The sequence below is a fragment of the Mycolicibacterium parafortuitum genome, from assembly GCF_002086815.1.
In the GTDB taxonomy this organism is placed as follows: Bacteria; Actinomycetota; Actinomycetes; order Mycobacteriales; family Mycobacteriaceae; genus Mycobacterium; species Mycobacterium parafortuitum.
The window spans coordinates 401,694-427,220 of sequence record NZ_MVID01000002.1 but is presented as its reverse complement, the minus strand read 5'-3'; the positions used below and the strand labels follow the sequence as shown (position 1 = coordinate 427,220).

The following is a 25,527-nucleotide window of genomic DNA, read 5'->3' as shown; positions in this document are numbered from 1 at the left end:
TGCGGTTAGGCGGCCCTGTCCTCCGTCTTCGGGAGACGCTTCTCGAACGTCTGACATCCTCGTACCCGTGACTGCAACGGTTCCTCCGTACACCGACATGTTGTGGCCGACCCTGCAAGCCGCGAAGGCGCTAGGCGGCTCTGCGTCCATCGCTGAGTTAGACGCCGCCGTCATCGAGGCTGAACAGTTCTCAAGCGATCAACAAGACGTGTTGCACGGCGACGGCCCACAGACGGAGATCCAATACCGGCTTGCTTGGGCGAGGACCTACCTCAAGGGCATGGGCCTACTGACCAACAGCAAGCGCGGTGTCTGGACAGTCACGGAAGCCGGCCAAACCGCCGCTCCAACAGACATTGGTCCGTTGCACGCTCAGTTCGTCGCCAGCTCCAAGAAGAAGGGCAAGAAGAAGTCCGGCCAGAAGTCGAACGTCGCAAGCGAACTCGATCAAGTCGAAGCGGAAGCCGAGGCGGACTGGAAGGACGAGCTTCTTGACACCCTTCTGAAGATGTCGCCCACAGGGTTCGAGCGGCTCGCTCAGCGACTGCTCCGGGAGTCCGGTTTCTCCAGCGCAGTCGTGACAGGTCGGTCTGGTGACGGTGGCATCGACGGCCAGGGGGTGTATCAGATCTCCCTGTTGAGCTTCCCCGTGTTCTTCCAGTGCAAGCGGTATTCGGGGAGCGTCGGCTCTTCCGCCGTACGTGACTTCCGAGGAGCGATGGCGGGACGCGGCGACAAGGGCCTGCTGATTACAACCGGCACCTTCACGAACGATGCCCGAGCGGAATCCACGCGCGATGGGGCCCCGCCTATTGACCTCATCGACGGCGACCGGCTCTGTGATCTGTTGAAGGAGTACGGGATCGGTGTAAGCACGACCGAGCGAGTGGTCGAGGACGTGAAGGTGCAGGCCGACTACTTCTCGTCCCTTGAGCCGAAGTAGGCAGCGATAAGATCCTCGCCGCAGAAGGAAGGAGGACCATGCACAAGATCGCTCTTGCCCTCACCGCTGCGGCAGCCGTGCTGACTTCTTGCAGCGAGGACTCGCGTCCAGCCGCCACGGATACAACCGCCCAAGGCGAGGCGAAGCGGGGCACCGTCGTCTACGAGGTCGGCGGGGACTTCTCGTATGCGACGTACGACGACAACTTCGAGAACGGCATCGAGTACCCAGCCGGGGTCACCCGAGTCGAGCTGACTGGGGACGACGTGCCGCAGCCGCCGAAGCCTCTGTACACCTGGGCCAACACCTCCGAGGGCCGCGACAGTCAAGCGTGGTGCAAGATCACGGTCGACGGGAAGGTCGTAGCCGAGTCTCGCAAGACCGGCGAAGCTAACGACGCCATGTGCCTGTACCAGGACGGCAAGCAGGTCGACTTCTAGGGACTGCCGAAAGTGATTTTGATCACACTCCGGTCTTGATTTCGTTGCGAAACCGCAAGTGCAACACCTATATCCCTATGGAGGGGTGTAGCCGAGGGAGAGCAGCCCTGAGGCGTGTGACTTTGCTCACGAGTCCGCAACAAACGCCCAGGTGTTGCACCTATATCCCAATGAGAGGTGTTAAGGATCGACAAATTAACACCTATATCCCTATGAGGGGCAAGAGGTTGGGTGTCACAAACAACCCCTTGTGACACCCATATAAGGGGGGGAGGGGTAAAGAGACAGACCCCCCACACGCCAGCGTTACTTTTCGGCGAAGTAACGCCTACTACAGGTTGAGATGGGATGAGCGAGTCGTCGTTCTCCTTAAGTGACCTTCAGCGCGCCAGATGCAGCATTTACCGCAAAATTGCACCCATACGTTGTGGGAGGGGTAAACGGACCCCGCGAACTAAGTCTTCCCCGCCTCCGCGTGAGGCGGGGTTGGGAGCACGGCATCTCCGGTGCTCCGAGAACACTGAAGAAGCAAGTAGGGCTCAGGCCCTTCGCTCTGCCTTAGCGCGACCGGCAAGGGACCGCCAGTGATTCTCCATCTCCTAACGGGACGCCCCCGGCCACTTCCGGACATGTGTGGCCGGGGGTTTCTCTTAAACGCCATCTGCCGTAGACCTACTGGACCGTCAGCGGCGGTCCTCTCCGTCGACCGAGCCGTCAGCGGCGGCTCAGGAAGTGAACGACCCAGTGCCTGCCGAGTGCCGCAACGGACATCACCTCCGGGCACCTGCCGACTACGTCCCCGGCGAAGGCTGTCGGTACTGCCGCAGAGACCGCCAGCGGCGGTACATGCGCGAGTGTCGCCAAGCGCGCCGCAAGCTTCGGGAGCTACAGGCCGTCCTGGCCGCGTAGCCCCGACGTGGAGGTCCCAGCGGATTGTTGGGGCCTTTCTCATGGACCAGGCACGGAGCTGCCGACGCCCTCCGGGGTGACGGGCCTCTGGCCCGTATCCACATCACGAGAACGAAAGAGAAACCACATGACAGAAGACGAACTGATGAACCGACTCGCCAGCGCACCCGAACGCGTCTGGCACGTCCCTGAGAACGCAGACATCACCCCCGGCACTGGCTCCAACATCTGGGCAGGGCTGGTCATCGTCGCATGGGGGGATCAGTGATCACCGGACCCCTGATGGTCCTAGCCGCAGCCGACGCTGCTCTAGCGCTGTGGCTCGCGCGAGACATGCTGAGAGATAGGAGAACCAACCGATGACAAACACCGCAGAAAACGCCCCTGATCTCGATTCTGACGGACTTTCAGCTACCCCCGAGGGTGATGGGCCCGAGGCCGATGTTCAGTCGGCTGGAGGGGACGATACGCAGACCCAAGCCCCCCGGCAGAACCGGGAGGCACGCTACCGCGTCGAACGGAACGAAGCCCGAGCCGAGCGTGATGCTCTGGCTCAGCGGGTCGAGCGACTGCTGACGCGAGAGGCGGAGCGGCTGGCCGCGAAGAACCTTGCTAACCCGGCAGACCTGCTCACCCTCGGCGGGGTCACGGTGCAGGACTTGCTGGACGAGGACGGCGACGTAGACCCGGAGAAGGTAGACGCCGTTATCGCCGAGATCCTCGGCACCCGACCAGGTCTGGCGAAGAACAGCCCCGCATTCGATCCGACTCAGGGTTTGTCCGGAGGCGGCCACAAGCCCCAAGCGTCCTGGGACGCCCTGATGAAGTGACTTTAGCTCTGAACCCGCAGCCCGTGGCTGCGTAGGAGCGTCTGAAGCGTCTGCGACGCACCCTCCTTCGAGTCAGTGACTCGATGGAAAGCACCCGAGTAACCGAGGCCCAGCCGTAATGCGCTGGGCCTTTCTGCATTCCAAGGAGGAACTAGCCAAATGGCTATGACGAACACCACCAGCGGTGTCGGTCTGACGACCACCGCTGATGCCTTCACCCCGGAGGACTTCGGGGGCCTGGTCGACCTGGCCGTCAAGGCCCGCAGCATCGCTGCTCGGTCGGCCACCGTGTTCAGCACCAACCGCGACAAGGTCACCTTCCCGGTCTGGGTGGCTGATCCCGATGTCGCTTTCTACGGCGAGCTGGACACCATCGCCGAGACCGACGGTGACACCGACGAGGTCACGGTGAGCATCTACAAGACCGCCGGGATCTCTCTGCTGTCCAACGAACTGCGCGACGACAGCGACCCCGCCGTGGCCGAGCTGCTCGGTGCTGGTCTTGCCAACAAGATCGGCCGGGCGGTGGACGGTGCCTTCCTCGGCAACACCACCGCGAAGGGTCCGGACGGTCTGCTCAGCATCGCCTACACCTCGGTGAACACCGGTGCTGGCCTGACCAACCTCGATCCGTTCACCGAGGCCCGGTATGCGGCCATCGACAACGGCTCCGAGCTGACCTCGTGGATCGTCTCCCCGGCGACCGCCGAGGCGATCTCCAAGCTGAAGGTTGCCAACGGCAGCAACCAGAACCTTCTGGAGTTCGTCGAGGACGGCATCCGGGTAGCCGGTCTGCCGGTTCTGGTCTCCGACCAGGTCGACAACCAGACCGTGTTCTGGGGCATCCCGCGTGAGCACGTCGTGCTGGTGATGCGAAAGGGCACCACGGTCGAGCGGTTCCCGGCTGTCCATCAGGACGGCACCTACGTCCGTGCCGTGAGCCGGTTCGGTATCGGGTTCCTGAACGAGGCCGGGGTCGTTCGCGGCCATGCCCTCGGCTCTGGCGAGGGCGAGGGCGAAGGCGAGAGCTGAGCCTCACTCACAACTGAATAACCGCCGAGGGGCCGTCCTGGTTGGGACGGCCCTTCGGCGTTCTCGACCATCGAATGAGTAAGCAGCACAGGAGAAGTACCGAATGTGGAAGTTAGATCACCCGGAGAAAGTCCGAACGATCTCCGTCGTCGGAGGCAAAGTCTGGCACGTTGAACCAGGCTCCCTGGAGATCGACGGGGAGATCCTCCGATTCCGACTCAACCGCGCTCCGATGACGGTGCAGGTCCACCGCAGCGAGCTGGCCGCGATTGTCAGCGAGGATGACCGCTGATGTCGGCTCCGCTGCCTAGCGAGATGCCGCAGCAGAAGCCCCGGCAACGAGGGGATGGGTCACGTAAGCGATGCCACCGACCAGGATGCACCCGACCCAAAGCCGTCGGTAGATCCCACTGCTCGGCGATCTGCTTCATGGTCCATCAAGAGCTGGACCGGGCCGAGAGTCTCTGCCGCGAAGCCGGACACGGCAAGAAGGCTGGTGAGCTGTGGGCATCGGCGGTCGTGCTGTCGGACGCGATGACCCGCTACCTCCAGCTCGCCACACAGGTCAAGCACGAAGCCGAGAGGGCGAGACAGGAGCGAGCCGCATGAACCGGCCAGTCCTGCAGTCGTATTGGGATAACCGCCGTCAGGCGGTAACCCACAAGGTCCAGATCCAAGGCACGAACAAGTTCCTGCTGTTCACCGACGAGACCTTGGCCGACCTACACTGTCAGATCACCGCAGCCATGAAGGCCGACCATGCTCGCGGAACCTAAGCCGAGCCTGGAAAATGCCACTGACACCGACGAGGTTTACGACCTCGCCTATCGGCTGGCGGCATGGGGCCTTCGCCACGGCGAGTGTGATGAGCACTCAGCCGTCGATTGGGTGCTCGACCATCCCCACGAGGAGAAGCTCCCTCGGGGATCTCGGGGCCAGCTCAACCCCACCCGCCACCACATCACCAAAGGAGCCGAACGTGCTGTCGAGCAATACGTTCCGGGGCTGCGACAGACGAGGTTCGATCCCCAGCCCTTGCACGAGCTGGCCGCTCGGATCTCGGGCTCGGGGGTGACCCACGAGAAGTACCTCCTCGGTGCCATCGCTCTGTGCTTCAAGCACGAGACGCTGACCCCGGTGATCACCGGCCCCTCGCTGGCCGAGGTGGTCGGGGTGCATGAGCAGGCTGCGTACAAGGTGCTACGGCAGTGGAGCAGCACCCTCGCCTATGGGTTCTTCACCAAGAGGACCTATGACGGGGTGCCGGGTCACGGTCGTGTGTGGACCGTGAACCCGGACTGGGTTCCGACCTCCAAGCCGAAGCACCTACCCGGATGCAACCGGTCCAAGAGTCGCTGCCAGTGCCCTGGGTTGTCGCAGAACGGTATACCTATCTTCTCAGCTGAGAAAGATAGCTATACCAAAGTGCGACAGACGGCAGACGACAGCCGAACTGCGTTCGCCGAGTGGGTGTCCACCCTGAAGACCCGCACCCCGTTGGACGTGACGACGGTAGCCCGTCAGCTCGGAGTCACCCGCTACATGGCAACCAGGCTGCTGCGAGAGCAGGAGGGCAAGCTGCTGCTCTCGGGAACGTACCCCGGTGGGTGGCGGTACAAGAACGGACGAAGAACCCGCCAGCCCGAGACGTGGTTCGTGGCGTAGCCCGGTGTCCCCCTCCGGTCCCCAGGCCGGAGGGGAGTAGGGGTAGCCGCCCGGGCAGGGGCTCCCCCCCTGGGTAGGTCGCAGTGGGCAGGGGGCAGTCCTGCTGTCGCGCACCGGCTTCCGCACCGGTTAGCCGCGTGCGTAGATCCCGCCGCGTCCGGGATGCAGGGGTGCGGCAGACCGCGTGTGCCCTGGTCGGCGGGGGTCTGCTACCCCCAGGGGGATATACCCCACCCCCGGCTCTCGACCGGACGGTAATGCGCCCTTGCCATCCGATGAGTCTTAAATGCCCCCTTTTTTGAGTCAGTAAGTTAGGAGAAAACATGCGTTGTCCTGCAGGTTTGCAGGCTGCGGGGAAGCGTTTGTGGCGGTCGATCACCGCCGAGTTCGACCTTGAAAGCGACCCCGATAAGGCCGAGATCCTGGCCCAAGCGTGCCGGGTAGTCGATCAGATCGCTGAGCTGGACGAGGCAGCCGCCGAGGCCCCACTGACCGTCAAGGGCAGCATGGGTCAGCCGGTCATCAGCCCGTTCATCGCGGAGGCGCGAGCGCAGCGGGCTCTGTTGGCGCAGTTGCTCGCTCGGCTGAACTTCGAGGAAGCGCTGTGAGCCGAGCCGCCCGGAAGACTCGGAGGCGTAGCCGCCGGTCCAAGCTCCCGCAGCTCCCGCCGGAGCTTCAGACGTTCGACAACTACCTCTACGTGGAGGGCGGAGCCCCAGCGGGTCTCTACGACTACCTGGCCGCTGTCTCTCACGCCGTCAGCACCGACAAGCCAGCGGCCGCGATGAACGCCGCTGGCCTCTCCGCAGCGGACTGGTACCGCCGCTGCTTAGGTCGCTTCCCGGTTTGAGCGTTGCCAGAAACGGTCCCGAAGTCGGAGGCAAGCGGCACTTAGGCGATGTCGTCGGCGAGCCCCGGAGCGTCGTCCGTCGGTTCTGCGTATTCACCGGTCTTCCGCCTGTTGACCTCATCTCGGAGTCGACGTTGGATAAGCCGCGGTTTTAAAGTCGGTATCTCATTCCGGATTTCCTCGACGACATCCATCATGTCGCTAGGAATAACGTCCATCTTCGCGAGGCCGAGAAGCACAGGAAAGCGCCCTAGTGCTGCGGTCGCTTCTTCCGGTGAATAAGGACGGAATCGCAGCAATTGGACTAGGAAGCCCGGGTCTATCACGGGCGACGCAATAGGTTCGCCGAGCGAGAGCTCCAAAGCCGAGCTCAGGCCTTTACCAAGGCGGTCTGTGGTCAGCCACCAGTGCTGGTACCCAGCGGGCCCCGGATTCCTGCGACCGCGCAGCTGGATGACACCCACGCTGTTCTCTACATCGTGGGCAACCAATCGGTCGAGGCTCGCAGCATCTATACCGCTGTCGCCTCTGCGCTTCTGCTGTTCTTCTCGCCAGTAATCCTGAGCTGCGATCCGGAGTTCCTGGCTCGCCTGGTCGACCTCGTCCTTCAGGTCCTTGCGGACGATACCGAACTCGTCTCGTAGGTATTCCTCGATATCCAGCAGCGGATTTTCCGTCCCCCGGAAGTTTTCTTGCCATTTCACGAAGCCAGTTCGAGTATTGCCCGCCGTTATGTACTCCTTCAACAGGAAAGGTAGACGGTATGAGTTAGAGCCTCCGGATCTGGCAGTAGAAACGCATCGCGTGAGGTGCGAGTTCACCTCCTCGATAACTCCTGTAGTAACGAAAAGCCTGGTATCAGAAAGACGGCAAGCCGTAACCAGGTCGTGCATAGGCGTATTTCCGGTGTAAAGCTCTTCGGCCATCAAAGGCAGTATCACGCTGGTGTCTAGCCAAATCTGGCCCCCGCTGAAAACCTTCCTCAGCGCTTTCTGTACGTCCGGCGTCGATTTAAGCATCGCAAGCACCGTGTAGCTGTCCAACAGCCTACGTAGGTGTGCCTCAGTCTCTTCGGTTCCCTGCGTCAGAACCATCTCAATAATCTCTGCCGCCGCCACATTTGATAGATGGGTCTTAAAGGACATCTCTGTCAGCAGATGTTCAAGTTTTTCCTTGGTGGCCTCTGGAGCGTTACCAGTAGCAATAGCTGCTGTGAACTGCTCGCCGTAGTCTAGGAGAAGCTTTTCTATGACCTCGCGCAGCGCCTGAACAGACTGCTTTCCCTTCACTTCGTCGTCAGCCAGATCACTGTCTACGACGTAAAGAGCGGCACGAATGTCCTCTTCGAACGCGGTTTCCTGTTCAAGGAACTTCTCCGCCCCAACATTAATTCGCTCGGTCTCTTCAAACGCAATGTGAAAATAATCTGTCGAACGGATGTGCTTGACGGTACCTCGCTTTTTAGTCAAACGTTCCAGCGCGGAATCAATACGGGCATCGAGTTGATGGCGGGAATCTGCATGAACAAAGGAGCAGATTCGATCACGGATCTCGTTGCGATGCAGAGCAGTCTCATGCGTGGTTCCGTGAAGGACGGCTAGAACTAATGATTCGTAGGCGTCTTTAGAGAAGTTTCTGGAGCGATCGCGCTCGATAAGGTCAATGGATATATGGAGGAAAGCGATGCGCTCTTCTTCTGCCGTCAGAGCCGGAGCAACCGAGTGGGCAATGCCCTGCGAAGTCAAGAGTGGGGCGACAAATTTCTGCTCTAGGACTTCACTGGCCGCGCGAGCGGCGACCGTGTGGTCGCGGCGATCTAGAAAATAGGATCGGTCGCGAATATCCAGCACGATATTTTCAGCCGCGAGAATGTCGCGCTTCAGGTCGTCGGCTTCAGGCCCGATCTCCTGGTTGGTCACATAGATCAGATGAGTAGGCTTTGGCTTGAAGTCCTTGAGCCGCTTTACAGTTGCCTGGATTTTCGATCGCCAAGCGACCGTGACTGAATACTGCAGCTTGATCCGCCCAGCTGCGTCGACGTCGAAGATGTCGGCGTCGCGACCCTCATCTCCAGCGGCACGCGCCATCGTACGTAGACCAGGAAAATCGGCGATAAGAAATTCCGAGGCAAATTGCTCGAAGTCCTCCCACGCCCCGGGAGGGATTTGGGCGAGAGCTAGTTCAAGTCGTTTCCTGCTCACCTGCCGATCGTAGGCGGACGGAAGCCGCACGAGCCTCGCGTTCTGGTTCTTCAGGAGTGTGAGTTCTGCTAAAGATCGCCACTGAGGCCCGGTCGAGTCCGGAGCTAGGGACGCTGCCTCGCCTTGCGGGTGTAAACCTAGACAACTGACTACGCGATCGGCACGATCGCCGCGGCGGCGTTCGGAGCGATCCTCTACACCGTTGTGACAGGGGATTCGATCGTCAGCGCACTGACCAACATCATCACCAGAGCGCTGAACACGAAGGCGTAGCCGATGATGCCGGTATCGCCACCGCCGAAGCGGCTTTCGCGACGATGGCGCTGGTGTCCGTGCTGGCGGTGTGCCTGGCGGGTCTCACCGCGGTGTCGATGCAGGTTCGCTGCATCGACGCCGCGAGGGAAGCGGCACGGCTGGCGGCACGCGGTGACACCGCATCGGCCGCGCAGACGGCCGAACGGATCGCCCCGGCCGGGGCCCGCATCGAGATCCGGCGGGACGGAACGTTCTACCTCGCCAGGGTCACCGCGCAATCCCGACTGTTGCCGACGGTCGCGATCAGCGCCGACGCGGTCTCCGCCGCGGAGCCTGACGGCGGATGACCGAGGGTCGGCGACCCTGGTCGCCGCCGCGATGTGCGCGGCACTGCTGGCCGTGACGTCCGGCGGCGCGGTGCTGGCCGCCGTGGTGGTGGCCCGACACCGGGCCCAGGCGGTGGCCGACCTGGCCGCGCTGGCGGCCGCGGCCAGGTTGCCGCAGGGGCAGGCCGCGGCATGCGGGTCCGCCGGCCGGCTCGCGCTGACGATGCACACCACGTTGGCGGACTGCGCCGTCGACGGACTCGATGTGGTGGTGCGCACCGAAGCCGAGGTGGCGCTGGGCGGGGACTGGGTCGGGCCGGCGTCGGCCTCGGCCCGGGCGGGACCCAGCGGGCCGGACGGGTAGCGTCGGGGCCGGCGTGATCCGTCCGCACGGGTTTACGCACGCGCAAGGAGGGATACGCAAGCCGCATGACCGCCGAGGTGCTCGCCGGCCGCTACGAACTGCGAGGTCTGCTCGGCCGCGGCGGGATGGCCGAGGTCCGGGACGCGTGGGATACCCGGCTGCACCGCAACGTCGCCGTGAAACTGCTCTATCCCGCCCAGTCCGGTGATGCGGCAGCGCGGGCCCGGTTCGAGGACGAGGCCCGCTCGGCGGCGCGGCTGTCGCATCCGAACATCGTCGCGATCCACGATTTCGGTGAGCATGAGGACGCCCCGTTCATCGTGATGGAGCGGCTGCCGGGCCGCACGCTCGCCGACCTGATCGAACAGGGACCGCTGCCTGCGGCGCGGGTCCGGCGAATGCTCGACGAGGTGCTGGCGGCTCTGGCCGTCGCCCACGCCGCGGGCGTCCTGCACCGCGACATCAAACCCGCCAACATTCTGCTCACCGCCATGGGCGACTCGGTCAAGGTCGCCGACTTCGGCATCGCCAAGAGCGGCGGCTCCGCCCACACCGCCACCGGAACCATCGTCGGCACCATGTGTTACCTGAGCCCGCAGCGCGTCACCGGCGCCCCGGCATCGGTGTCCGACGATCTCTACGCCGTCGGCGTCATGGGCTACGAGGCGCTGCTCGGCCGCCGCGCCTTCCCCCAGGACAACCCCGCCGCGCTGGCGCGGGCGATCCTCGACGTCCCGCCGCCCCCGCTGCGGATGCTCGGCACCGACGCCGACCCCGCACTGAGCACCGTCATCGACCGCGCCATGAGCCGCGACCCGCGGCTGCGCTTCGGCAGCGCCGCGCAGATGCGCGCCGCTCTGGCCGGGGACCCGGCCGCCCTCGGCGCCGACCCGGTCACGGTCCTGACCGGGCCGCCGCAGCGGCCGTCGACGAGGGTGATGGCCCAGCCACTCCCGCCGTCGGCCCGCTACCCGACCGCGCCGCCGACCGCACCGCCCACGCGGGCCCGCAAGTATCTGCTCGCCGTCGCCGCCGTGCTCGCATTCGCCGTCGCCGCGCTGGCCCTTGCCCTGGAGCCGTTCTCGTCGCCCGCACCGCTGGAGACGGTCAGCACCAGCACGTCGGTCCCACCGCGCACCACCACCGCACCGCCGCCGACACCGCTCAGTACCGCGCCGGCACCCGTCGTGCCCGCCGTCGAACCACCCGCGCCGCGTGAAGGCCCGAAGAAAGGTCCCCCCGACAAGAAGGGTGGCCCCGGCAACAACGGGCGCGGCAACGGAAATGGCAAGCCCAACTGAACACAGTTCAGGTTCGGGACTCTGTTCCCTTGGAGGAGAACAGCTTCCGCGAATTCCTGCGCGCAGGCGCGGGCTGGTCGAAGTCGGCGGCCGCGATCTCGGCATCCGTCGGCACCCGCAGCGACGCAAGTCCCGCATAGATTCCGTTGCCCAACGTCACCCGATTCACCGTGACGTGCACAGGAACCCAGCCGCCGTCGTGCCCGGCGAGTCGCAACACCCCGGCCGTCGCGCCGGAGGCGAACTCGGCGGCCATCGTGTCGATCCTGTGCAGATCATCCGGATGGACCACGTCCTCGCGCAGTCCGCCTGCGCGCCAGTTGAAGAACGGCGCGGGATCGTCGAGCCACTTGAGAAGCGCCCAGTGCTTCGGGTCGACCAGCGCCCGGTGAACGCCCGGCACCGCGAGGCCGTCCAGAATCCGCTGCGCCAGCAGGTCGTGCTGGATGCCGGTGCCCTCACGAACGCTGCGCCAGTTCATCGCCCGGCAGATCAACCGCTCGCTGCCGTCCTCCTGGATCTCCGGTAGGGACCGCGCCACGAACCCGACCGTGATCGCCTCGCCGCGGTAGTCGGTCACATCCCAGGTGTTGCAGATCGTCACGCCGGGCTCCGGGCTGATGACCATGCTGATCACCTTGGCCTCGTTCGGATTCAGGTCGCGCCGGGGCAGGTCTTCGGCGAACGCGCGGCCGTGTGTGGACTGCTTGGCCGGATCCCAGCCACCGATCTGCAGGGATTCCGGGGTGTCGGTCGCGGTGCCCGCGGCCAGGTCCCACAGCAGCGGACCGACCAGGGGGCGTTCGGGCGGTGTCTCGTCGGGCGTGCCGAGCCAGAGCTGGACGCCGTGAATGCGGCCGTCGGTCATCTGCACGACCTCGGTGCGGATCACCCGGTCGTTCTTCGGTGTGATGCTGCTCAGGCCCGTCGCGGCCCGCACGGTCTCGGCGATCGCCGTCTGGATCGCCATCAGATGGGGGTTGCGCCGCAGAAACGTCCCTATCGGAACGAGATCTTTGGTGTGGGCGCCATGGGCGACGACGACAGGCTCGGAACCGAGCGTTTCCACGAGCATCCAGTCGTGGGTCATGGGGCAATCTTACCGAGGCGCCGCTTCAGACCGGGACATAGTGCGACACCCGCGGTCAGTGGGTATTTCCTGCCCAGGTTTCGGTGGGCTGCGACGCCGTCGGTCCTCGGCACTCCAGCTCACCCGGAGCTCACCCGGACCCGCGGCCGAGCGCGTCGATGACCAGCCGCAACACCCGCACCGCCCCCTGTTTGTCCAACGGGTCGTTGGCGTTGCCGCATTTCGGCGACTGCACGCACGACGGGCAACCGGTCGGGCATTCGCACGCCTCGATCGCCGACGCGGTGGCACCCCACCACCGACTCATGGTGCGAAATCCCCGGGCCGCGAACCCCGCCCCGCCCGGGTGCCCGTCGTAGACGAAGATCGTGGGCAGTCCGTCGACCGGACCGACTGCGGTGGACACCCCGCCGATGTCGCCACGGTCGCAGCTGGCCAGCAACGGCAGCAATCCGATCGCGGCGTGTTCGGCCGCGTGTAACGACCCCGGCACCCGTAGAAGATCGATTCCGTTGTCCAGCAGGGCTTCCGGGGTGATCGTGCACATCACCGCCATCGTGTCCAGCGTGCGCGTCGGCATGTCCAGTTCGACGAAGTCGATCACCTCGCCGTCGAGGCGCCGCCGCAGGTAGCCGGTGACCGTGTTGCTGACCGACACCGGCACCAGCCCGACGGTGACGGCGCCGAGGCTGCGGCGTTCCCCGTCTCCGGTGACACTGATGTCGGTGATCTCCCGCGCGAACGTCGTGTACCCGGGGTCCTCCGCGTGCACGAATGCGATGCCGTCCTCGAAATCGAGTGAGTCGACGACATAACTCTCACCCTGATGCAGATAAACCGCGCCGGGATGGACGGCGGCAGGCGCCTGTCCCGCACCAGCGCTTCCGAGCATCCTGCCGGTCCCGACCTCCAGGATCGCGATCTGCCCGCCGCTCGCACCGCGGATGTCCACGGCGGGGTGCGGATCGATGCCGGGCGCCGGGAAGAAGCCGCTCGGGCGACGTCGCAGCAGGCCGTCGTCGACCAGGTCGTCGGCCACCGATTCGGCCCCCCACATCCGCACCTCCGCCTCGGTCAGCGGCAACTCCGTTGCCGCGCACAACAACTGCGGGCCGAGAACGTACGGGTTGGCCGGGTCGATGACGACCCGCTCGATGGGCCGGTCGAGCAGCGCGGCGGGATGGTGCACGAGGTAGGTGTCGAGGGGGTCGTCACGGGCGATCAACACGATCAGCGCACCCTGGCCGCGCCGGCCCGCCCGGCCTGCTTGCTGCCAGAACGATGCGACGGTGCCCGGGAACCCGGCCAGCACAACGGCATCGAGCCCGGCGATATCCACACCGAGCTCCAGTGCGTTGGTGGTCGCCATACCGCGCAGTGTGCCGTCGGCCAGCGCCCGCTCCAGCTCGCGCCTGTCCTCGGCCAGATAGCCGGCCCGGTACGACGCCACCAGGTCGGCCAATTCGGGTGCGGTGTCCGCCAATCGGGCCCGCGCGCCGAGCGCGGCGAGTTCGGCGCCGCGCCGTGACCGCACGAACGTCAGCGTGCGGGCACCCTCGGCGATCAGATCGGCCATCACCCGCGACGCCTCGGCGCCCGCGGAACGCCGTACCGGAGCGCCGTTCTCGCCGTGAAGATCGGGGATCAGCGCCGGCTCCCACAGCGCGATCGTGCGACCGCCCTGCGGCGAACCGTCCTCAGTGACCTCGGCGACCGTCTGCCCGATCAACTCCGAGGCTGTCACCGCCGGCTCCGCGGTGGTGGCGCTGGCGAAGATCACCGTCGGCCCCGAGAAATCGGCCGTGCTGCTCGCATAGCGCGCGCACAGCCGCAGCAGCCTGCGCAGCACCATGGCCACGTTCGACCCGAAAACGCCGCGGTAGTAGTGGCATTCGTCCACCACCAGATAGCGCAGATTACGCAGGAACACCGCCCAGCGGGAGTGGTTGCGCAGCATCGACAGGTGGATCATGTCCGGGTTGGAGAAGATCCACCGGGAACGTTCCCGCGCGAAGCGGCGCACCTCGGTCGGGCTGTCCCCGTCGTAGGCGCTCGGCGCGACGTCGTCCAGACCCGGCACGGCGGCGGTCAGCGAAGCGGCGGCACGCAATTGGTCGTGTCCGAGTGCTTTCGTCGGGGACAGGTACAGAACCCGGGCGCGCCGATCCTGTTTGAGTGCGGTCAGGATCGGCAGCTGATACGCCAGCGACTTACCCGAGGCGGTACCCGTGCTCAGCACGACGTGGCGGCCGTCGCGGGCCAACTCGGCCGCGGCCAGCTGATGCGACCACAGCGCTTCGATACCTCGATCATGGAACGCCCGCACCACATCTGGGTCAGCCCAGAGCGGGAAAGGATGGGATCTGGCGCGGCGGGGCGGCAGGTCCGCGACGTGGCGCAGCGGGTGCTCGTCCGCCGCGGTGCCCTCGACCGCGCATGCGAGCAGCTCGCGGCCGAAATCCGGCGCCGGATCGCTCACCTGGGACCCTCCCGGTCGAGGACCGGGGCCGCCCGATATCCGGCCCCGTGCTTCATCTACGTGAATTGTTCACTACGGGATCTCCGCGAGACTGTCGCAGTCGTCGATCTCATGGTTGACTGATCGCGGTCGCAGCTTCTGTGTTCGTGTGTTAGCACTCGCAGGAACGACGTTGCGATCGCGGTTCCTGCGAGGGTTGTAGGTCGGGTCGAGTTCCGAGCACTCCACGAAGGTATGGCGGTCGGAACGGGCCCGGTCTGCCGAAAGACGGCGGACCGCACCCGGTTGAATACAGAGAAGGAATGTACGAGAGATGCCACAGGGAACTGTGAAGTGGTTCAACGCGGAGAAGGGTTTCGGGTTCATCGCTCCCGAGGACGGCTCCGCTGACGTCTTTGTCCACTACACGGAAATCCAGGGAAGCGGCTTCCGCACCCTGGAAGAGAACCAGAAGGTCGAGTTCGAGGTCGGCCAGAGCCCCAAGGGCCCGCAGGCCACCGGCGTTCGCGCCGTCTGAGCGGAACCACCAAGACCTATCGACACCCCCGCGTCGTCCCACCGGACACGCGGGGGTGTCCTTGTTCGTGCGGCCCCGATCCGCGCGGCCTGGCTTAATGTCGACAGTGTGAGCCAGTTGTCCTTCTTTTCTGCGGAGTCGGTGCCCCCGGCGATCGCCGATCTGACGGGCATTCTGGCCGGGCCCGGGCAGGCCGTGCTGCTGAGCGGGCCGCAGGGCCAGGCGGCCCGGCTGTCGGTGGTCGTCGAGCAGCGGTGGCGGGCCGATGCGCTGGCCGAGATGATCGCCGAGGCCGGGTTGGTGCCCGAGATCGCCCGCACCGACGAGAACAACCCGCTGGTGCGCACCAACGCCGACGTCCGGTTGGTGCCCATCGCGGCGTCGTGGACCAGGGGAGCGGTCAAGACGGTCCCGCCGCAGTGGCTGCCCGGTCCCCGCGAACTGCGCGCCTGGACGCTGGCGGCGGGGACCCCGGAATCGGACCGTTACCTGCTCGGGCTGGATCCGCACGCGCCCGACACGCATTCCGCGCTCGCATCGGCAATGATGAGAATCGGGATCGCGCCGACTCTGATCGGCACCAGGGGATCGCATCCGGCGTTGCGGATCAGTGGGCGCCGACGGCTATCGCGCCTGGTAGAGAACGTGGGGGAACCTCCAGAGGGTGCCGAGGCGTTGACGCACTGGCCCCGGATCTAGCTGCTCTGAGGGGGCCCGCGGGGAGGGGGACGGTTTGCGTCGGCAAGCCCGGGGTGTCAAATTGTCAGTTGCCGGGGCGGGTTGCGTGAATAAATGCACACCGCAGGGCAGCAGAAAGAATGGTGGAGCTAGATCGTGAATGGGTCACGTGGCTGACGGGGACCGCGGCAACGGCAAGAACGGGTCCGTGCGGCGACTCGTCATCGTCGAGTCGCCCACAAAGGCGCGCAAAATCGCAGGTTACCTGGGGTCGAACTACATCGTCGAGTCCTCCAGGGGGCACATTCGCGATCTGCCGCGCGCCGCAGCCGACGTGCCCGCGAAGTACAAATCGGAGCCGTGGGCGCGCCTCGGGGTCAACGTCGACGCCGACTTCGAGCCGCTCTACATCATCAGCCCCGACAAGAAGGCCACCGTCGCCGATCTGAAGGACAAGCTCAAGAACGTCGACGAGCTCTACCTCGCCACCGACGGTGACCGCGAGGGCGAGGCGATCGCCTGGCACCTGCTGGAGACGCTGAAGCCGCGCATCCCGGTCAAGCGGATGGTGTTCCACGAGATCACCGAGCCCGCGATCCGCGCCGCCGCCGAGGACCCTCGCGACCTGGACAACGACCTGGTCGACGCGCAGGAGACCCGCCGCATCCTGGACCGCCTCTACGGCTACGAGGTCAGCCCCGTGCTGTGGAAGAAGGTCGCGCCGAAGCTGTCGGCCGGCCGCGTGCAGTCCGTCGCGACCCGCATCATCGTCCAGCGCGAACGCGAGCGGATGGCGTTCCGCTCCGCCGGCTACTGGGACGTCACCGCCGAACTCGACGCCAGCGTCTCCGACGCGCAGGCCAGCCCGCCGACGTTCGTCGCGAAGCTCAACACGGTCGACGGCCGCCGCGTGGCCACCGGCCGCGATTTCGACTCCCTGGGCGCGGTCAAGAAGCCCGACGAGGTGCTTGTGCTCGACGAGGCGGCGGCGACCGGACTGGCCTCGGGCCTTCGCGGGGCCCAGCTGGCCGTGTCGTCGGTGGAGCAGAAGCCCTACACGCGCAGGCCCTACGCGCCGTTCATGACCTCGACGCTGCAGCAGGAGGCGGGCCGCAAGCTGCGGTTCACGTCGGAGCGCACCATGAGCATCGCGCAGCGGCTCTACGAGAACGGCTACATCACCTACATGCGTACCGACTCGACGACGCTGTCGCAGTCGGCGATCGACGCGGCCCGCAACCAGGCCCGCCAGCTCTACGGCGAGGAGTACGTCCACCCGACGCCGCGCCAGTACACCCGCAAGGTGAAGAACGCGCAGGAGGCCCACGAGGCCATCCGCCCGGCGGGGGACGTGTTCCAGACGCCGGGCCAGCTGCACAGCCAGCTCGACACCGACGAGTTCCGGCTCTACGAGCTGATCTGGCAGCGCACCGTGGCCTCCCAGATGGCCGACGCGCGCGGCACGACGCTGAGCCTGCGCATCGGCGGCACCGCCGCGGGCGGGGAACACGTCGTGTTCAACGCCTCCGGCCGCACCATCACGTTCCCGGGCTTCCTGAAGGCCTACGTCGAGAGCCTCGACGACCAGGCCGGCGGGGAGGCCGACGACGCCGAGAGCCGGCTGCCGAACCTGACCCAGGGGCAGCGGGTCGACGCCAAGGACCTGACCGCCGACGGCCACACCACCTCGCCGCCTGCGCGCTACACCGAGGCGTCGCTGATCAAGGCGCTCGAGGATCTCGGCATCGGCCGGCCGTCGACGTACAGCTCGATCATCAAGACGATCCAGGACCGCGGCTACGTCCACAAGAAGGGCAGCGCGCTGGTGCCGTCCTGGGTCGCGTTCGCGGTCATCGGACTGCTCGAGCAGCATTTCAGCCGGCTGGTCGACTACGACTTCACCGCCGCGATGGAAGACGAGCTCGACGCGATCGCCGCGGGCAACGAGCGACGTACCAACTGGCTCAACAACTTCTACTTCGGTGGCGAACACGGCGTCGAGGGTTCGATCGCCCGCGAGGGTGGTCTGAAGAAGCTCGTCGGCGGCAACCTCGAAGAGATCGACGCCCGAGAAGTCAACTCCATCAAGCTGTTCGACGACTCCGAGGGTCGCGCGGTCAATGTCAGGGTCGGCCGCAACGGGCCTTATCTCGAGCGGATGATCGCCGATCCCGACAATCCGGGTGAGCTCAAACCGCAACGCGCCAACCTCAAGGACGAGCTCACCCCCGATGAGCTGACCCTGGAACTGGCCGAAAAGCTTTTCGCCACACCGCAAGAGGGTCGATCGCTGGGTATCGATCCGGCGACCGGACACGAGATCGTCGCCAAGGACGGCCGGTACGGCCCGTACGTGACCGAGGTGCTGCCGGAACCCGAGTCGGGGAATCCCGACGATGGCACAGCAGGGGTGACGGCGAAGAAGGGTAAGAAGCCGACCGGGCCCAAGCCGCGCACCGGATCACTGTTGCGCACAATGGATCTGGAGACGGTGACGCTCGACGACGCGTTGAAGCTGTTGTCGCTGCCGCGGGTGGTCGGGGTGGATCCCGAGAACGGCGAGGAGATCACCGCGCAGAACGGCCGCTACGGCCCGTACCTCAAGCGCGGCACCGACTCCCGGTCGCTGGCCACCGAAGAGCAGATGTTCACCATCACCCTCGACGAGGCGCTCAAGATCTACGCGGAACCGAAACGGCGTGGCCGCCAAGGCGCCGCGACGCCGCCGCTTCGCGAACTGGGTGTCGACCCGGTCTCGGAGAAGCCGATGGTGATCAAGGACGGCCGCTTCGGTCCGTACGTCACCGACGGTGAGACCAACGCGAGCCTGCGCAAGGGCGACGACGTGCTGTCGATCACCGACGAACGCGCCTCCGAACTGCTCGCCGACCGCCGCGCGCGCGGGCCGGTGAAGAAGAAGGCCGCCGCGAAGAAGACGGTCAAGAAGGCCGCGAAGAAGGCACCCGCCAAGAAGGCACCTGCGAAGAAGGCCGCGAAAAAGGCCTAGGCACAGCGGGGTGGCCCCAACGGGCACCCCTGCAGGCCTACCGGATTCCGAGTCTCGGGCCCGCCGCGCTTCTTCGCGTCGACCGCCCACTGCGAGTTCGGCGATGACCGCCGATACGTGTCCGTCCACTGCCTACACCGGTAGGTGGATGTCGCCGAACGGCTCTGTATAGGTAGCCCCCCGTCTGAGAGCAGTTGCGCGGAACCGAAGATGGGGGAAATCTCCTGATGTCGTCGATCTGTCGCCGCGGCAGGGTCACGGTTCATGGAAATCACATTGCATCGTCCTGGCACTCGGGCCGCGTTGTTCGTCTCTGCCGCGCTCGTCTCCGTCGGAGGCTGGCTGGCACCGGCCGTCGCGCACGCGGAGCGGATCTGGGATATCCAGGACTACGACAGCTGTGTGCGCGCTGCCGACATTCGTTTCGTCAATGGTCAGACCAACGGGGCCACCTACGCCGACGAGGTGAAGTTCTGCTGTCTGCGATCCGGCGGGGAGTGGCATTCCGTCCAGCATTGCACCGCTCCCGCGGCGCTGCCCGGGACCGTGCAGAGTCCCGGGGGACTGCCACTCGAGGCGGTGGACGTGGGCTCACGGCAGCGCCCCTCGGCACCGGCGGCCGCGCCGACGGTGGCCGCGGACCCGGCCCCACCACCCACAACCGTGCCGCCGACGGTGCGGGATCATCGCAGGTAGTGCTCAGCGCGACCGACTTTTCTAGGTCGTTCGCCCGGTCACTCCCGTGAGGTGGATGCGCGGTCGGGGTGAAGGTCGGCCGGGGGCGCGAAGCTCATCGGTGACGCGTCGTCGGCGGCGCTCTCGGGCGCCTCGCTGTACGCCTCATCCGGGGAAGCCAGCTTCACGGGGCGAGCCAGCTGTGTCGGCGCCGTGCGCCCGCGCAGCTCGACGATCTCGCCGACGTTCCAGCACAGGGCTTCCGCGTCCAGCGCGTCGGACACCGCGATCGAGGACGCCAGCACGTGCCCGGGCTCGTGCTTGGCGAGCTCGGTCAGCCGGGCCGCCTCGTTGACCGGGTCGCCGATGACGGTGTACTCGAAGCGCGCCTGCGCGCCGATGTGGCCGGCGATGGCCCGGCCGGCGGAGACGCCGATGCCGAAGTCGGTCTCGCCGAGCACCCTGATCAGCTCGTCGTGCAGTTCCCGCGACGCCGCCAGCGCCGCGCCGGACGCGTCCGGATGTTCGATCGGTGCGCCGAAGATCGCCAGCGCCGCGTCACCCTGGAATTTGTTGACGAATCCACCGTGCCGGTTCACGGTGTCGACGACGACGCGGAAGAACTCGTTGAGCAGGTTGACGACCTCGGAGGCCGGGACGGTCGCGGCCAGGTGCGTGGAACCGACCAGGTCGACGAACAGCACCGCGACGTCGCGTTCCTGGCCGCCCAGCTCGGTGCCGCGCTCCAGCGCACGGCGCGCGACGTCCTCACCGACGTAACGGCCGAACAGGTCGCGCAGGCGTTGTCGTTCGGCCAGGTCGCGCACCATGTCGTTGAAGCCGGCCTGCAGCAGGCCCAGCTCGCTGGCGTCGTAGATCTGCATGTGGGCGTTGTAATTGCCGCGCTGTACCTCGCCGAGGGCCCAGCGCAGCTGCCGCAACGGGTCGGCGATCGACATCGCCACCAGCACGGTGCTGGACAACCCGATGACCAGCGCGACGATCGCCAGCAGCAGGATCGTGGTGATCAGCCGGTCGGCGGGCGCGGTCAGCACCTCGAACTTGCTGGCGACCAGCGCGAGCACGATGGCCAGCACCGGCACTCCGGTGGACAGCACCCAGGTCAGCACCTGGCGCAGGATCACCCCGGGCGCCCGGAAGTTCTCCGGCACGCCGCCGCGCAGCGCCGCCACGGCGACGGGCCGCAGCACACGCTCGGACTGCAGGTAGCCGATGATCGCGGTGGCCGTCGCGCCCAGGCCGGTCGCCACCGCCACCACGGGGGCCGATTTGGACGCCACCGGCCAGCTCGCGACGATGAACACCACCGAGCCGAGCAACCAGTTCGTGGCGCTGATCAGCGAGCGGTAGAACGGCATCTTCAGCGCCCGCATCCGGGCGACCTCGGTCTCGGCGGGATCCCGGTCGCCGAGCAGCGTGTCCCGGCGCTGCCAGCGCATCACCGGGATCAGCATGCGCAGCGTCAGATAGGACGCGACCGTGAACGAGACGAACAGGTAGCCGAGGAAGATCGCCAGGTTGTACGCGGGCAGATCCTGCAGCTGGATGCGGTCCTCGGGGGGTAGCCCGAAGCGCAGGAATCCCAGCACCAGCAGGGCGCCGATGATGTCGGCCTGCAGCATGCCCAGCGTGAACACCGGCCAGGGCGTGCGCGCGACCCAGCGGACGAACGCGCTGATGCGTCCCATCTCGATCGGTTCGGCGGCCACCCGATTACCGTATCGGGCCGGCCTGACGCAGAAGGGGCCTCTGGGGCGGACGTGTCGGTTCGCAGCACTACTGTTATCGGCGATGGCCGGAGTTTTCTCGCGCCTGGTGGGCCAGGACGCAGTCGAGAAGGAGCTGATCGCCGCGGCAAGGGCCGCGCGCGGTGATTCCTCTCACAGCGACGGCGCCGCTGAGACAGGCACCATGACGCACGCATGGCTGATCACCGGCCCGCCCGGATCGGGACGGTCGGTGGCCGCGCTGTGTTTCGCCGCCGCGCTGCAGTGCACGGCCGACGGCACGCCGGGCTGCGGTGACTGCCGGGCCTGTACGACGGCGATGGCCGGCACCCACGCCGACGTGCGACGCATCATTCCCGAGGGGTTGTCCATCGGCGTCGGCGAGATGCGCGCCATCGTGCAGATCGCGTCCCGCCGCCCGGGGACGGGCCGCTGGCAGATCGTCGTGATCGAGGATGCCGACCGGCTCACCGAGGGCGCGGCGAACGCGCTGCTCAAGGTTGTGGAGGAGCCGCCGCCGTCGACGGTGTTCCTGCTGTGCGCCCCGTCGGTGGACCCGGAGGACATCGCGATCACGCTGCGCTCGCGGTGCCGCCACGTCGCGCTGGTGACGCCGCGGGCCGAGGCGATCGCCGGGGTGCTGATCGACAGCGACGCGCTGGACCGGGAGACGGCCGAGTGGGCGGCGTCGGTCAGCGGCGGGCACGTCGGGCGGGCCCGCAGGCTGGCCACCGACGAACAGGCCAGGGAGCGGCGCAAGCGGGCGCTCGGGCTGGCCCGCGACGCCGCCACACCGTCGCGCGCGTATGCGGCCGCCGAGGAACTCGTCGCGACCGCCGAGGCGGAGGCCAAGGCCCTGACCGGAGACCGCAACGAGGCCGAGGCCGAGGAACTGCGCACCGCGCTGGGCGCGGGTGGGACGGGCAAGGGCACCGCGGGCGCGGTGCGCGGTGCAGCGGGGGCGCTCAAGGACCTGGAGAAGCGGCAGAAGTCCCGGCAGACCCGGGCGTCGCGCGATGCGATGGACCGGGCACTGATCGACCTCGCCACCTACTTCCGCGACGCGCTGCTGGTGTCCTCGGGCGCGACCGGTGTGGTCGCGAACCATCCCGACATGGCCGACAAGGTCGCCGCGCTGGCCGCCCACGCATCCCCGGACAAGCTGTTGCGCTGTATCGAGGCGGTGCTCGAATGCCGCGAGGCACTGGCGGTCAACGTCAAGCCGAAATTCGCCGTCGACGCGATGGTCGCCACGATCGGACAGGCGTTGCGTAGCTGAGGTTCGGCTTGCAGGAGCGCGGCGACCCGGGCTCAAGTTGGGTCGCGGGCAGGCCCTACCGTAGACTCATGCCGCTGTTCGTCAGCGCCGCCTTAGCTCAGTCGGTAGAGCGATTCACTCGTAATGAATAGGTCGGGGGTTCGATTCCCCCAGGCGGCTCCACCACCTTCGGGTGCTCTAGTTCTTCGGGGCGACGAATCCGACCGGCCCCGCGGCGACGCAGACCGACAGCGCGGCGGTGTTCGCGCTCACGGTGATCGTGTCCCCGGCGCCCGGCAGCCGGACGAACACCCGGTTGAGGCCAGGGTGCACCGGCACCTTCACCTCGTCGCCCTCCGACAGCGACAGCGTGATGGACCCCTCGCTGTTGCCGAGGTAGTTGATCTCGGCGGTCCAGTCGGCGGGCAGCAGCGGACCGTCCAACGGCATCCGCACCGGGAAGTCGGGCTGAACGAGATAGCCGCACCGCTCGTCGGGCCCGGGCCGGATGCTGCGCACCCAGGTCACCTGCGCGTCGGTCAGCCGGCCCGCGGAGTCGAGCATGCGCAGTTCCGTCGTCGCCGACGAGAATTCGGGCCGGTCGCGCAGCAGCGCGAACATGTGTGAGGTGAGGTTCTCCGGCCACGCGACGCGTTGCAGCACCAGCGGGTCGACCTCCTGGTCGAGCATCGGCGCATCCGAGTCGGTGTGGGCCTGTGCGAGCGCGGCCCGCGCGTTCTGCAGATACGGCTGCGCCGGGTTGTCCCGCCAGCTGATCAGGAACGTCGCCGTCGAGTAGAGGCTGCTGACCGCGAAAAGCCCGGCACAGCACACTGTTACGAGGGTGCGCCGGGGGGAGGCGTCCAACCACCCCGAGCCCGCCCGGTTCGGGGCGCACAACCCGACTGCGGCCAGCAGCGCCAGCACCAGTACCAGATCGGGCAGGTAGCGCAGGGTCTGCGCCAATTCCAGCGCGGTGAACCGCGACGAGCGCATCAGATAGATCGGCACCTGGCAGGCCACCGCATAGCCCAGCGCGGCCAGCCATACCGGACCGAGCCGATACTTGCGCCGCAGCGACACCACCACCACCGCGCCCAGTGCCAGCCAGCCGAGCACCATCACGGTCACGGGCGGGGTGGCCCACGGCGAGGCCGGCGCCCACCGCTGCCAGTCCCACGGGCCGCCGACCAGACCCGGAACGATGCCGTGGGTGAACGAGCGGCGCAACAGATCCCACGTCATCGCCAGGTCGAAACTCCACCGCTGCTGGTCGACGACGAGCAGATACACCCCGACCCAGGCGGCCGTCACCGCCAGCGAGGCCACCCACAACCGCTGTCCGCGCTGCCACACCTCGCGCAGCCCGGCCGTGCCGGTGACATGCCCGTACAGGGCGGCGACCGTGAACGCGACGAACGGGATGATGGCCGCCTTCTCGAAGAACAGCAGCCCGCCGAGGAACACCAGCGCCCCGGACCATGCGTGCCGCGCAACCCCGGTGCGCACCAACAGGATCGCCTCCGCACACACCCACGCCATCGCCGCCAGCATCGGCAGCGAGTTCAGCGCGGCGGCCCACCATGCGAACGACGGCACCGCCAGCGGGGTGAACAGCGCAAAAGTCAACGGCACCAGCAATACCGGTCGCCACCCGAGGATCACGTACAGCGCGCGCAGCAGAGCCAGCGCCGCGACCAGCGCCAGCACCACCATGCTGACCGCTGGGCCGATCCAGTTCAGCGGCGCCGCCCGGGTGATCGCGCCCGCGACCAGGAATGCCCCCGGCATCACGTGACCGTCGTGGTCGTCGAACAGGTACCCCGGCGACAGCAGCGGCTGGGTACCGGCCCGGCCGACGAGAATCAGGTCGTCCCAATAGAAGTAGCCGCCGAACGCCAGCACCGCGCGGACCGCCAGGTGCACGGCGATCAGCGCCGCGGCGGCACGGGCGACGGTGAATCTCACAGAACTACCGGGGATACGCGTCTCCGGCGTGCCGGCGGGCACGCCACGCAGACGCGACCATTTCCTCCACCGAATGCCGGTTGCGCCAGCCCAGGTCGCGTGCCGCGAGATCCCCGGCCGCGACGATGCGTGCCGGGTCGCCCGGTCGCCGCGGCATGATCTCGGGTTCGAAGTCGATTCCGGTCACGTCCCGCATCGCCGTCATGATCTCGCGCACCGAGGTTCCCGCCCCGCTGCCGAGGTTGTACACCGGTTCGACGGGCAGCCCGTCGGCGAGCCGGCGCGCGGCCGCCACATGCGCCAGCGCCAGATCGCTGACGTGGATGTAGTCACGCACGCAGGTGCCGTCCGGCGTCGGGTAGTCGTCGCCGTTGATGCGGGGGGTCTGACCGCGCATCAGCATGTCGAACACCAGCGGGAACAGGTTGTGCGGGCTGGCGTCGAACAACTCGACGTCCCCGGATCCCACGACGTTGAAGTACCGCAGGCTGGTGTGCCGCAGTCCGGTGGCCCGGCCGGCGTCGCGCAGCAACCACTCACCGATCAGTTTGGTCTCGCCGTACGGCGATTCCGGTTGCGTAGGGGTCGACTCGTCGACGCGTTCGACGTCGGTGGTCCCGAACGTCGCGGCGCTGGAGGAGAACACGATCTGACCGACACCGCGGGCCTGCATCGCCTGCAGCAGGATCACCGTCGCCGACACGTTCTGTTCGTAGGTGTGCAGTGGCCGTTTCACCGACTCGCCCGCGGCCTTGTACCCGGCGATATGGATCACGCCGTCGACGCCGAACCGCCCCAGGGTGTCGTCGACCAGCGCCGCGTCGAGCAGGGTGCCCTTGACGAATTGAGCCCCCGCGGGCACGAAACTCTCGAAACCGGTGGACAGATCGTCGAGGACGACCACGTCCAGATCGGCGTCGAGCATCGCCCGGGCCACGTGCGAACCGATGTATCCGGCCCCGCCGGTCACCAGCCAGCTCATGTTGCCTCC

General features: G+C 66.7%; 22 protein-coding genes, 1 tRNA gene and 1 pseudogene. 18 read left to right on the top strand and 6 right to left on the bottom strand.

The window, feature by feature from the left end:
• Positions 1 to 97: 97 nt before the first annotated feature.
• From BST38_RS04660 to BST38_RS04625, 8 genes are all read left to right on the top strand, one after another.
• Positions 98 to 943: a restriction endonuclease gene (locus tag BST38_RS04660; RefSeq protein ID WP_083142060.1), complete on the top strand. Its 846-nt coding sequence runs from the start codon at positions 98 to 100 to the stop codon at positions 941 to 943.
• A gap of 38 nt (positions 944 to 981) precedes the next feature.
• Complete coding sequence (locus BST38_RS04655) at positions 982 to 1,383, top strand: hypothetical protein (RefSeq protein WP_083142059.1); 402 nt, start codon at positions 982 to 984, stop codon at positions 1,381 to 1,383.
• 1,036 nt (positions 1,384 to 2,419) lie between these two features.
• Positions 2,420 to 2,560, top strand: a complete 141-nt coding sequence (locus tag BST38_RS29320; protein ID WP_165761556.1) for a hypothetical protein — start codon at positions 2,420 to 2,422, stop codon at positions 2,558 to 2,560.
• A 91-nt stretch (positions 2,561 to 2,651) separates the two neighbouring features.
• On the top strand, positions 2,652 to 3,122 hold the full coding sequence (locus BST38_RS29190; protein WP_133057207.1) for a hypothetical protein: 471 nt from the start codon (positions 2,652 to 2,654) through the stop codon (positions 3,120 to 3,122).
• Between the two features lie 123 nt (positions 3,123 to 3,245).
• Positions 3,246 to 4,154, top strand: a complete 909-nt coding sequence (locus BST38_RS04645; RefSeq protein WP_272818839.1) for a phage major capsid protein — start codon at positions 3,246 to 3,248, stop codon at positions 4,152 to 4,154.
• 429 nt (positions 4,155 to 4,583) lie between these two features.
• Positions 4,584 to 4,763: a hypothetical protein gene (locus BST38_RS04635; RefSeq protein WP_083142055.1), complete on the top strand. Its 180-nt coding sequence runs from the start codon at positions 4,584 to 4,586 to the stop codon at positions 4,761 to 4,763.
• Between the two features lie 150 nt (positions 4,764 to 4,913).
• A complete protein-coding gene (locus tag BST38_RS04630; RefSeq protein WP_083142054.1) occupies positions 4,914 to 5,819 on the top strand; it encodes a hypothetical protein in 906 nt (301 codons plus the stop codon).
• A gap of 323 nt (positions 5,820 to 6,142) precedes the next feature.
• Positions 6,143 to 6,427, top strand: a complete 285-nt coding sequence (locus BST38_RS04625; RefSeq protein ID WP_083142053.1) for a hypothetical protein — start codon at positions 6,143 to 6,145, stop codon at positions 6,425 to 6,427.
• A 283-nt stretch (positions 6,428 to 6,710) separates the two neighbouring features.
• Here BST38_RS04625 and BST38_RS04615 read toward each other — a convergent pair whose 3' ends face one another.
• Complete coding sequence (locus tag BST38_RS04615) at positions 6,711 to 8,870, bottom strand: hypothetical protein (RefSeq protein ID WP_133057206.1); 2,160 nt, start codon at positions 8,868 to 8,870, stop codon at positions 6,711 to 6,713.
• 141 nt (positions 8,871 to 9,011) lie between these two features.
• On the opposite strand from BST38_RS04615, the pseudogene BST38_RS29750 reads away from it, so the two are divergent.
• The 4 genes and pseudogenes from BST38_RS29750 to BST38_RS04600 all read left to right on the top strand — a co-directional run.
• Positions 9,012 to 9,143, top strand: a pseudogene (locus BST38_RS29750) (DUF4244 domain-containing protein); the annotation flags it as partial.
• Between the two features lie 44 nt (positions 9,144 to 9,187).
• Positions 9,188 to 9,472, top strand: coding sequence for a TadE family type IV pilus minor pilin (locus BST38_RS29605; protein ID WP_237160663.1), 285 nt, complete (start codon positions 9,188 to 9,190; stop codon positions 9,470 to 9,472).
• 31 nt (positions 9,473 to 9,503) lie between these two features.
• On the top strand, positions 9,504 to 9,815 hold the full coding sequence (locus tag BST38_RS29600; protein WP_237160662.1) for an Rv3654c family TadE-like protein: 312 nt from the start codon (positions 9,504 to 9,506) through the stop codon (positions 9,813 to 9,815).
• A 65-nt stretch (positions 9,816 to 9,880) separates the two neighbouring features.
• Positions 9,881 to 11,116, top strand: coding sequence for a serine/threonine-protein kinase (locus BST38_RS04600; protein ID WP_083142050.1), 1,236 nt, complete (start codon positions 9,881 to 9,883; stop codon positions 11,114 to 11,116).
• Between the two features lie 7 nt (positions 11,117 to 11,123).
• Here BST38_RS04600 and BST38_RS04595 read toward each other — a convergent pair whose 3' ends face one another.
• Together BST38_RS04595 and BST38_RS04590 are read right to left on the bottom strand one after the other, a co-directional pair.
• Positions 11,124 to 12,206 (bottom strand): PAS domain-containing protein, encoded by a 1,083-nt coding sequence (locus tag BST38_RS04595; RefSeq protein WP_083142049.1) that lies wholly within the window; start codon positions 12,204 to 12,206, stop codon positions 11,124 to 11,126.
• A gap of 130 nt (positions 12,207 to 12,336) precedes the next feature.
• Positions 12,337 to 14,685, bottom strand: coding sequence for a DNA 3'-5' helicase SftH (locus tag BST38_RS04590; RefSeq protein WP_083142048.1), 2,349 nt, complete (start codon positions 14,683 to 14,685; stop codon positions 12,337 to 12,339).
• A gap of 313 nt (positions 14,686 to 14,998) precedes the next feature.
• Here BST38_RS04590 and BST38_RS04585 point away from each other — a divergent pair, with 313 nt between their 5' ends.
• The 4 genes from BST38_RS04585 to BST38_RS04570 all read left to right on the top strand — a co-directional run bounded on the left by BST38_RS04585 (position 14,999) and on the right by BST38_RS04570 (position 19,583).
• Positions 14,999 to 15,202 (top strand): cold-shock protein, encoded by a 204-nt coding sequence (locus tag BST38_RS04585; RefSeq protein ID WP_006243848.1) that lies wholly within the window; start codon positions 14,999 to 15,001, stop codon positions 15,200 to 15,202.
• Between the two features lie 108 nt (positions 15,203 to 15,310).
• Complete coding sequence (locus BST38_RS04580; protein ID WP_083142047.1) at positions 15,311 to 15,901, top strand: hypothetical protein; 591 nt, start codon at positions 15,311 to 15,313, stop codon at positions 15,899 to 15,901.
• Positions 15,902 to 16,049: 148 nt separating this feature from the next.
• Positions 16,050 to 18,887 (top strand): type I DNA topoisomerase, encoded by a 2,838-nt coding sequence (gene topA / locus BST38_RS04575; protein ID WP_083142116.1) that lies wholly within the window; start codon positions 16,050 to 16,052, stop codon positions 18,885 to 18,887.
• 264 nt (positions 18,888 to 19,151) lie between these two features.
• Complete coding sequence (locus BST38_RS04570) at positions 19,152 to 19,583, top strand: hypothetical protein (protein WP_133057205.1); 432 nt, start codon at positions 19,152 to 19,154, stop codon at positions 19,581 to 19,583.
• A gap of 38 nt (positions 19,584 to 19,621) precedes the next feature.
• Here BST38_RS04570 and BST38_RS04565 read toward each other — a convergent pair whose 3' ends face one another.
• The gene (locus BST38_RS04565; protein ID WP_237160661.1) at positions 19,622 to 21,292 is read right to left on the bottom strand and encodes an adenylate/guanylate cyclase domain-containing protein; all 1,671 of its coding nucleotides are present in this window, start codon (positions 21,290 to 21,292) and stop codon (positions 19,622 to 19,624) included.
• Between the two features lie 82 nt (positions 21,293 to 21,374).
• Here BST38_RS04565 and BST38_RS04560 point away from each other — a divergent pair, with 82 nt between their 5' ends.
• Positions 21,375 to 22,589, top strand: a complete 1,215-nt coding sequence (locus tag BST38_RS04560; RefSeq protein ID WP_083142045.1) for a DNA polymerase III subunit delta' — start codon at positions 21,375 to 21,377, stop codon at positions 22,587 to 22,589.
• Between the two features lie 86 nt (positions 22,590 to 22,675).
• Positions 22,676 to 22,751: transfer RNA gene (locus BST38_RS04555), tRNA-Thr, on the top strand.
• A 15-nt stretch (positions 22,752 to 22,766) separates the two neighbouring features.
• On the opposite strand, the gene BST38_RS04550 is transcribed toward BST38_RS04555, so the two are convergent.
• A complete protein-coding gene (locus tag BST38_RS04550) occupies positions 22,767 to 24,536 on the bottom strand; it encodes a hypothetical protein (RefSeq protein WP_083142114.1) in 1,770 nt (589 codons plus the stop codon).
• Between the two features lie 4 nt (positions 24,537 to 24,540).
• Positions 24,541 to 25,518 (bottom strand): UDP-glucose 4-epimerase GalE, encoded by a 978-nt coding sequence (galE, locus tag BST38_RS04545; protein WP_083142044.1) that lies wholly within the window; start codon positions 25,516 to 25,518, stop codon positions 24,541 to 24,543.
• Between the last annotated feature and the right edge of the window lie 9 nt (positions 25,519 to 25,527).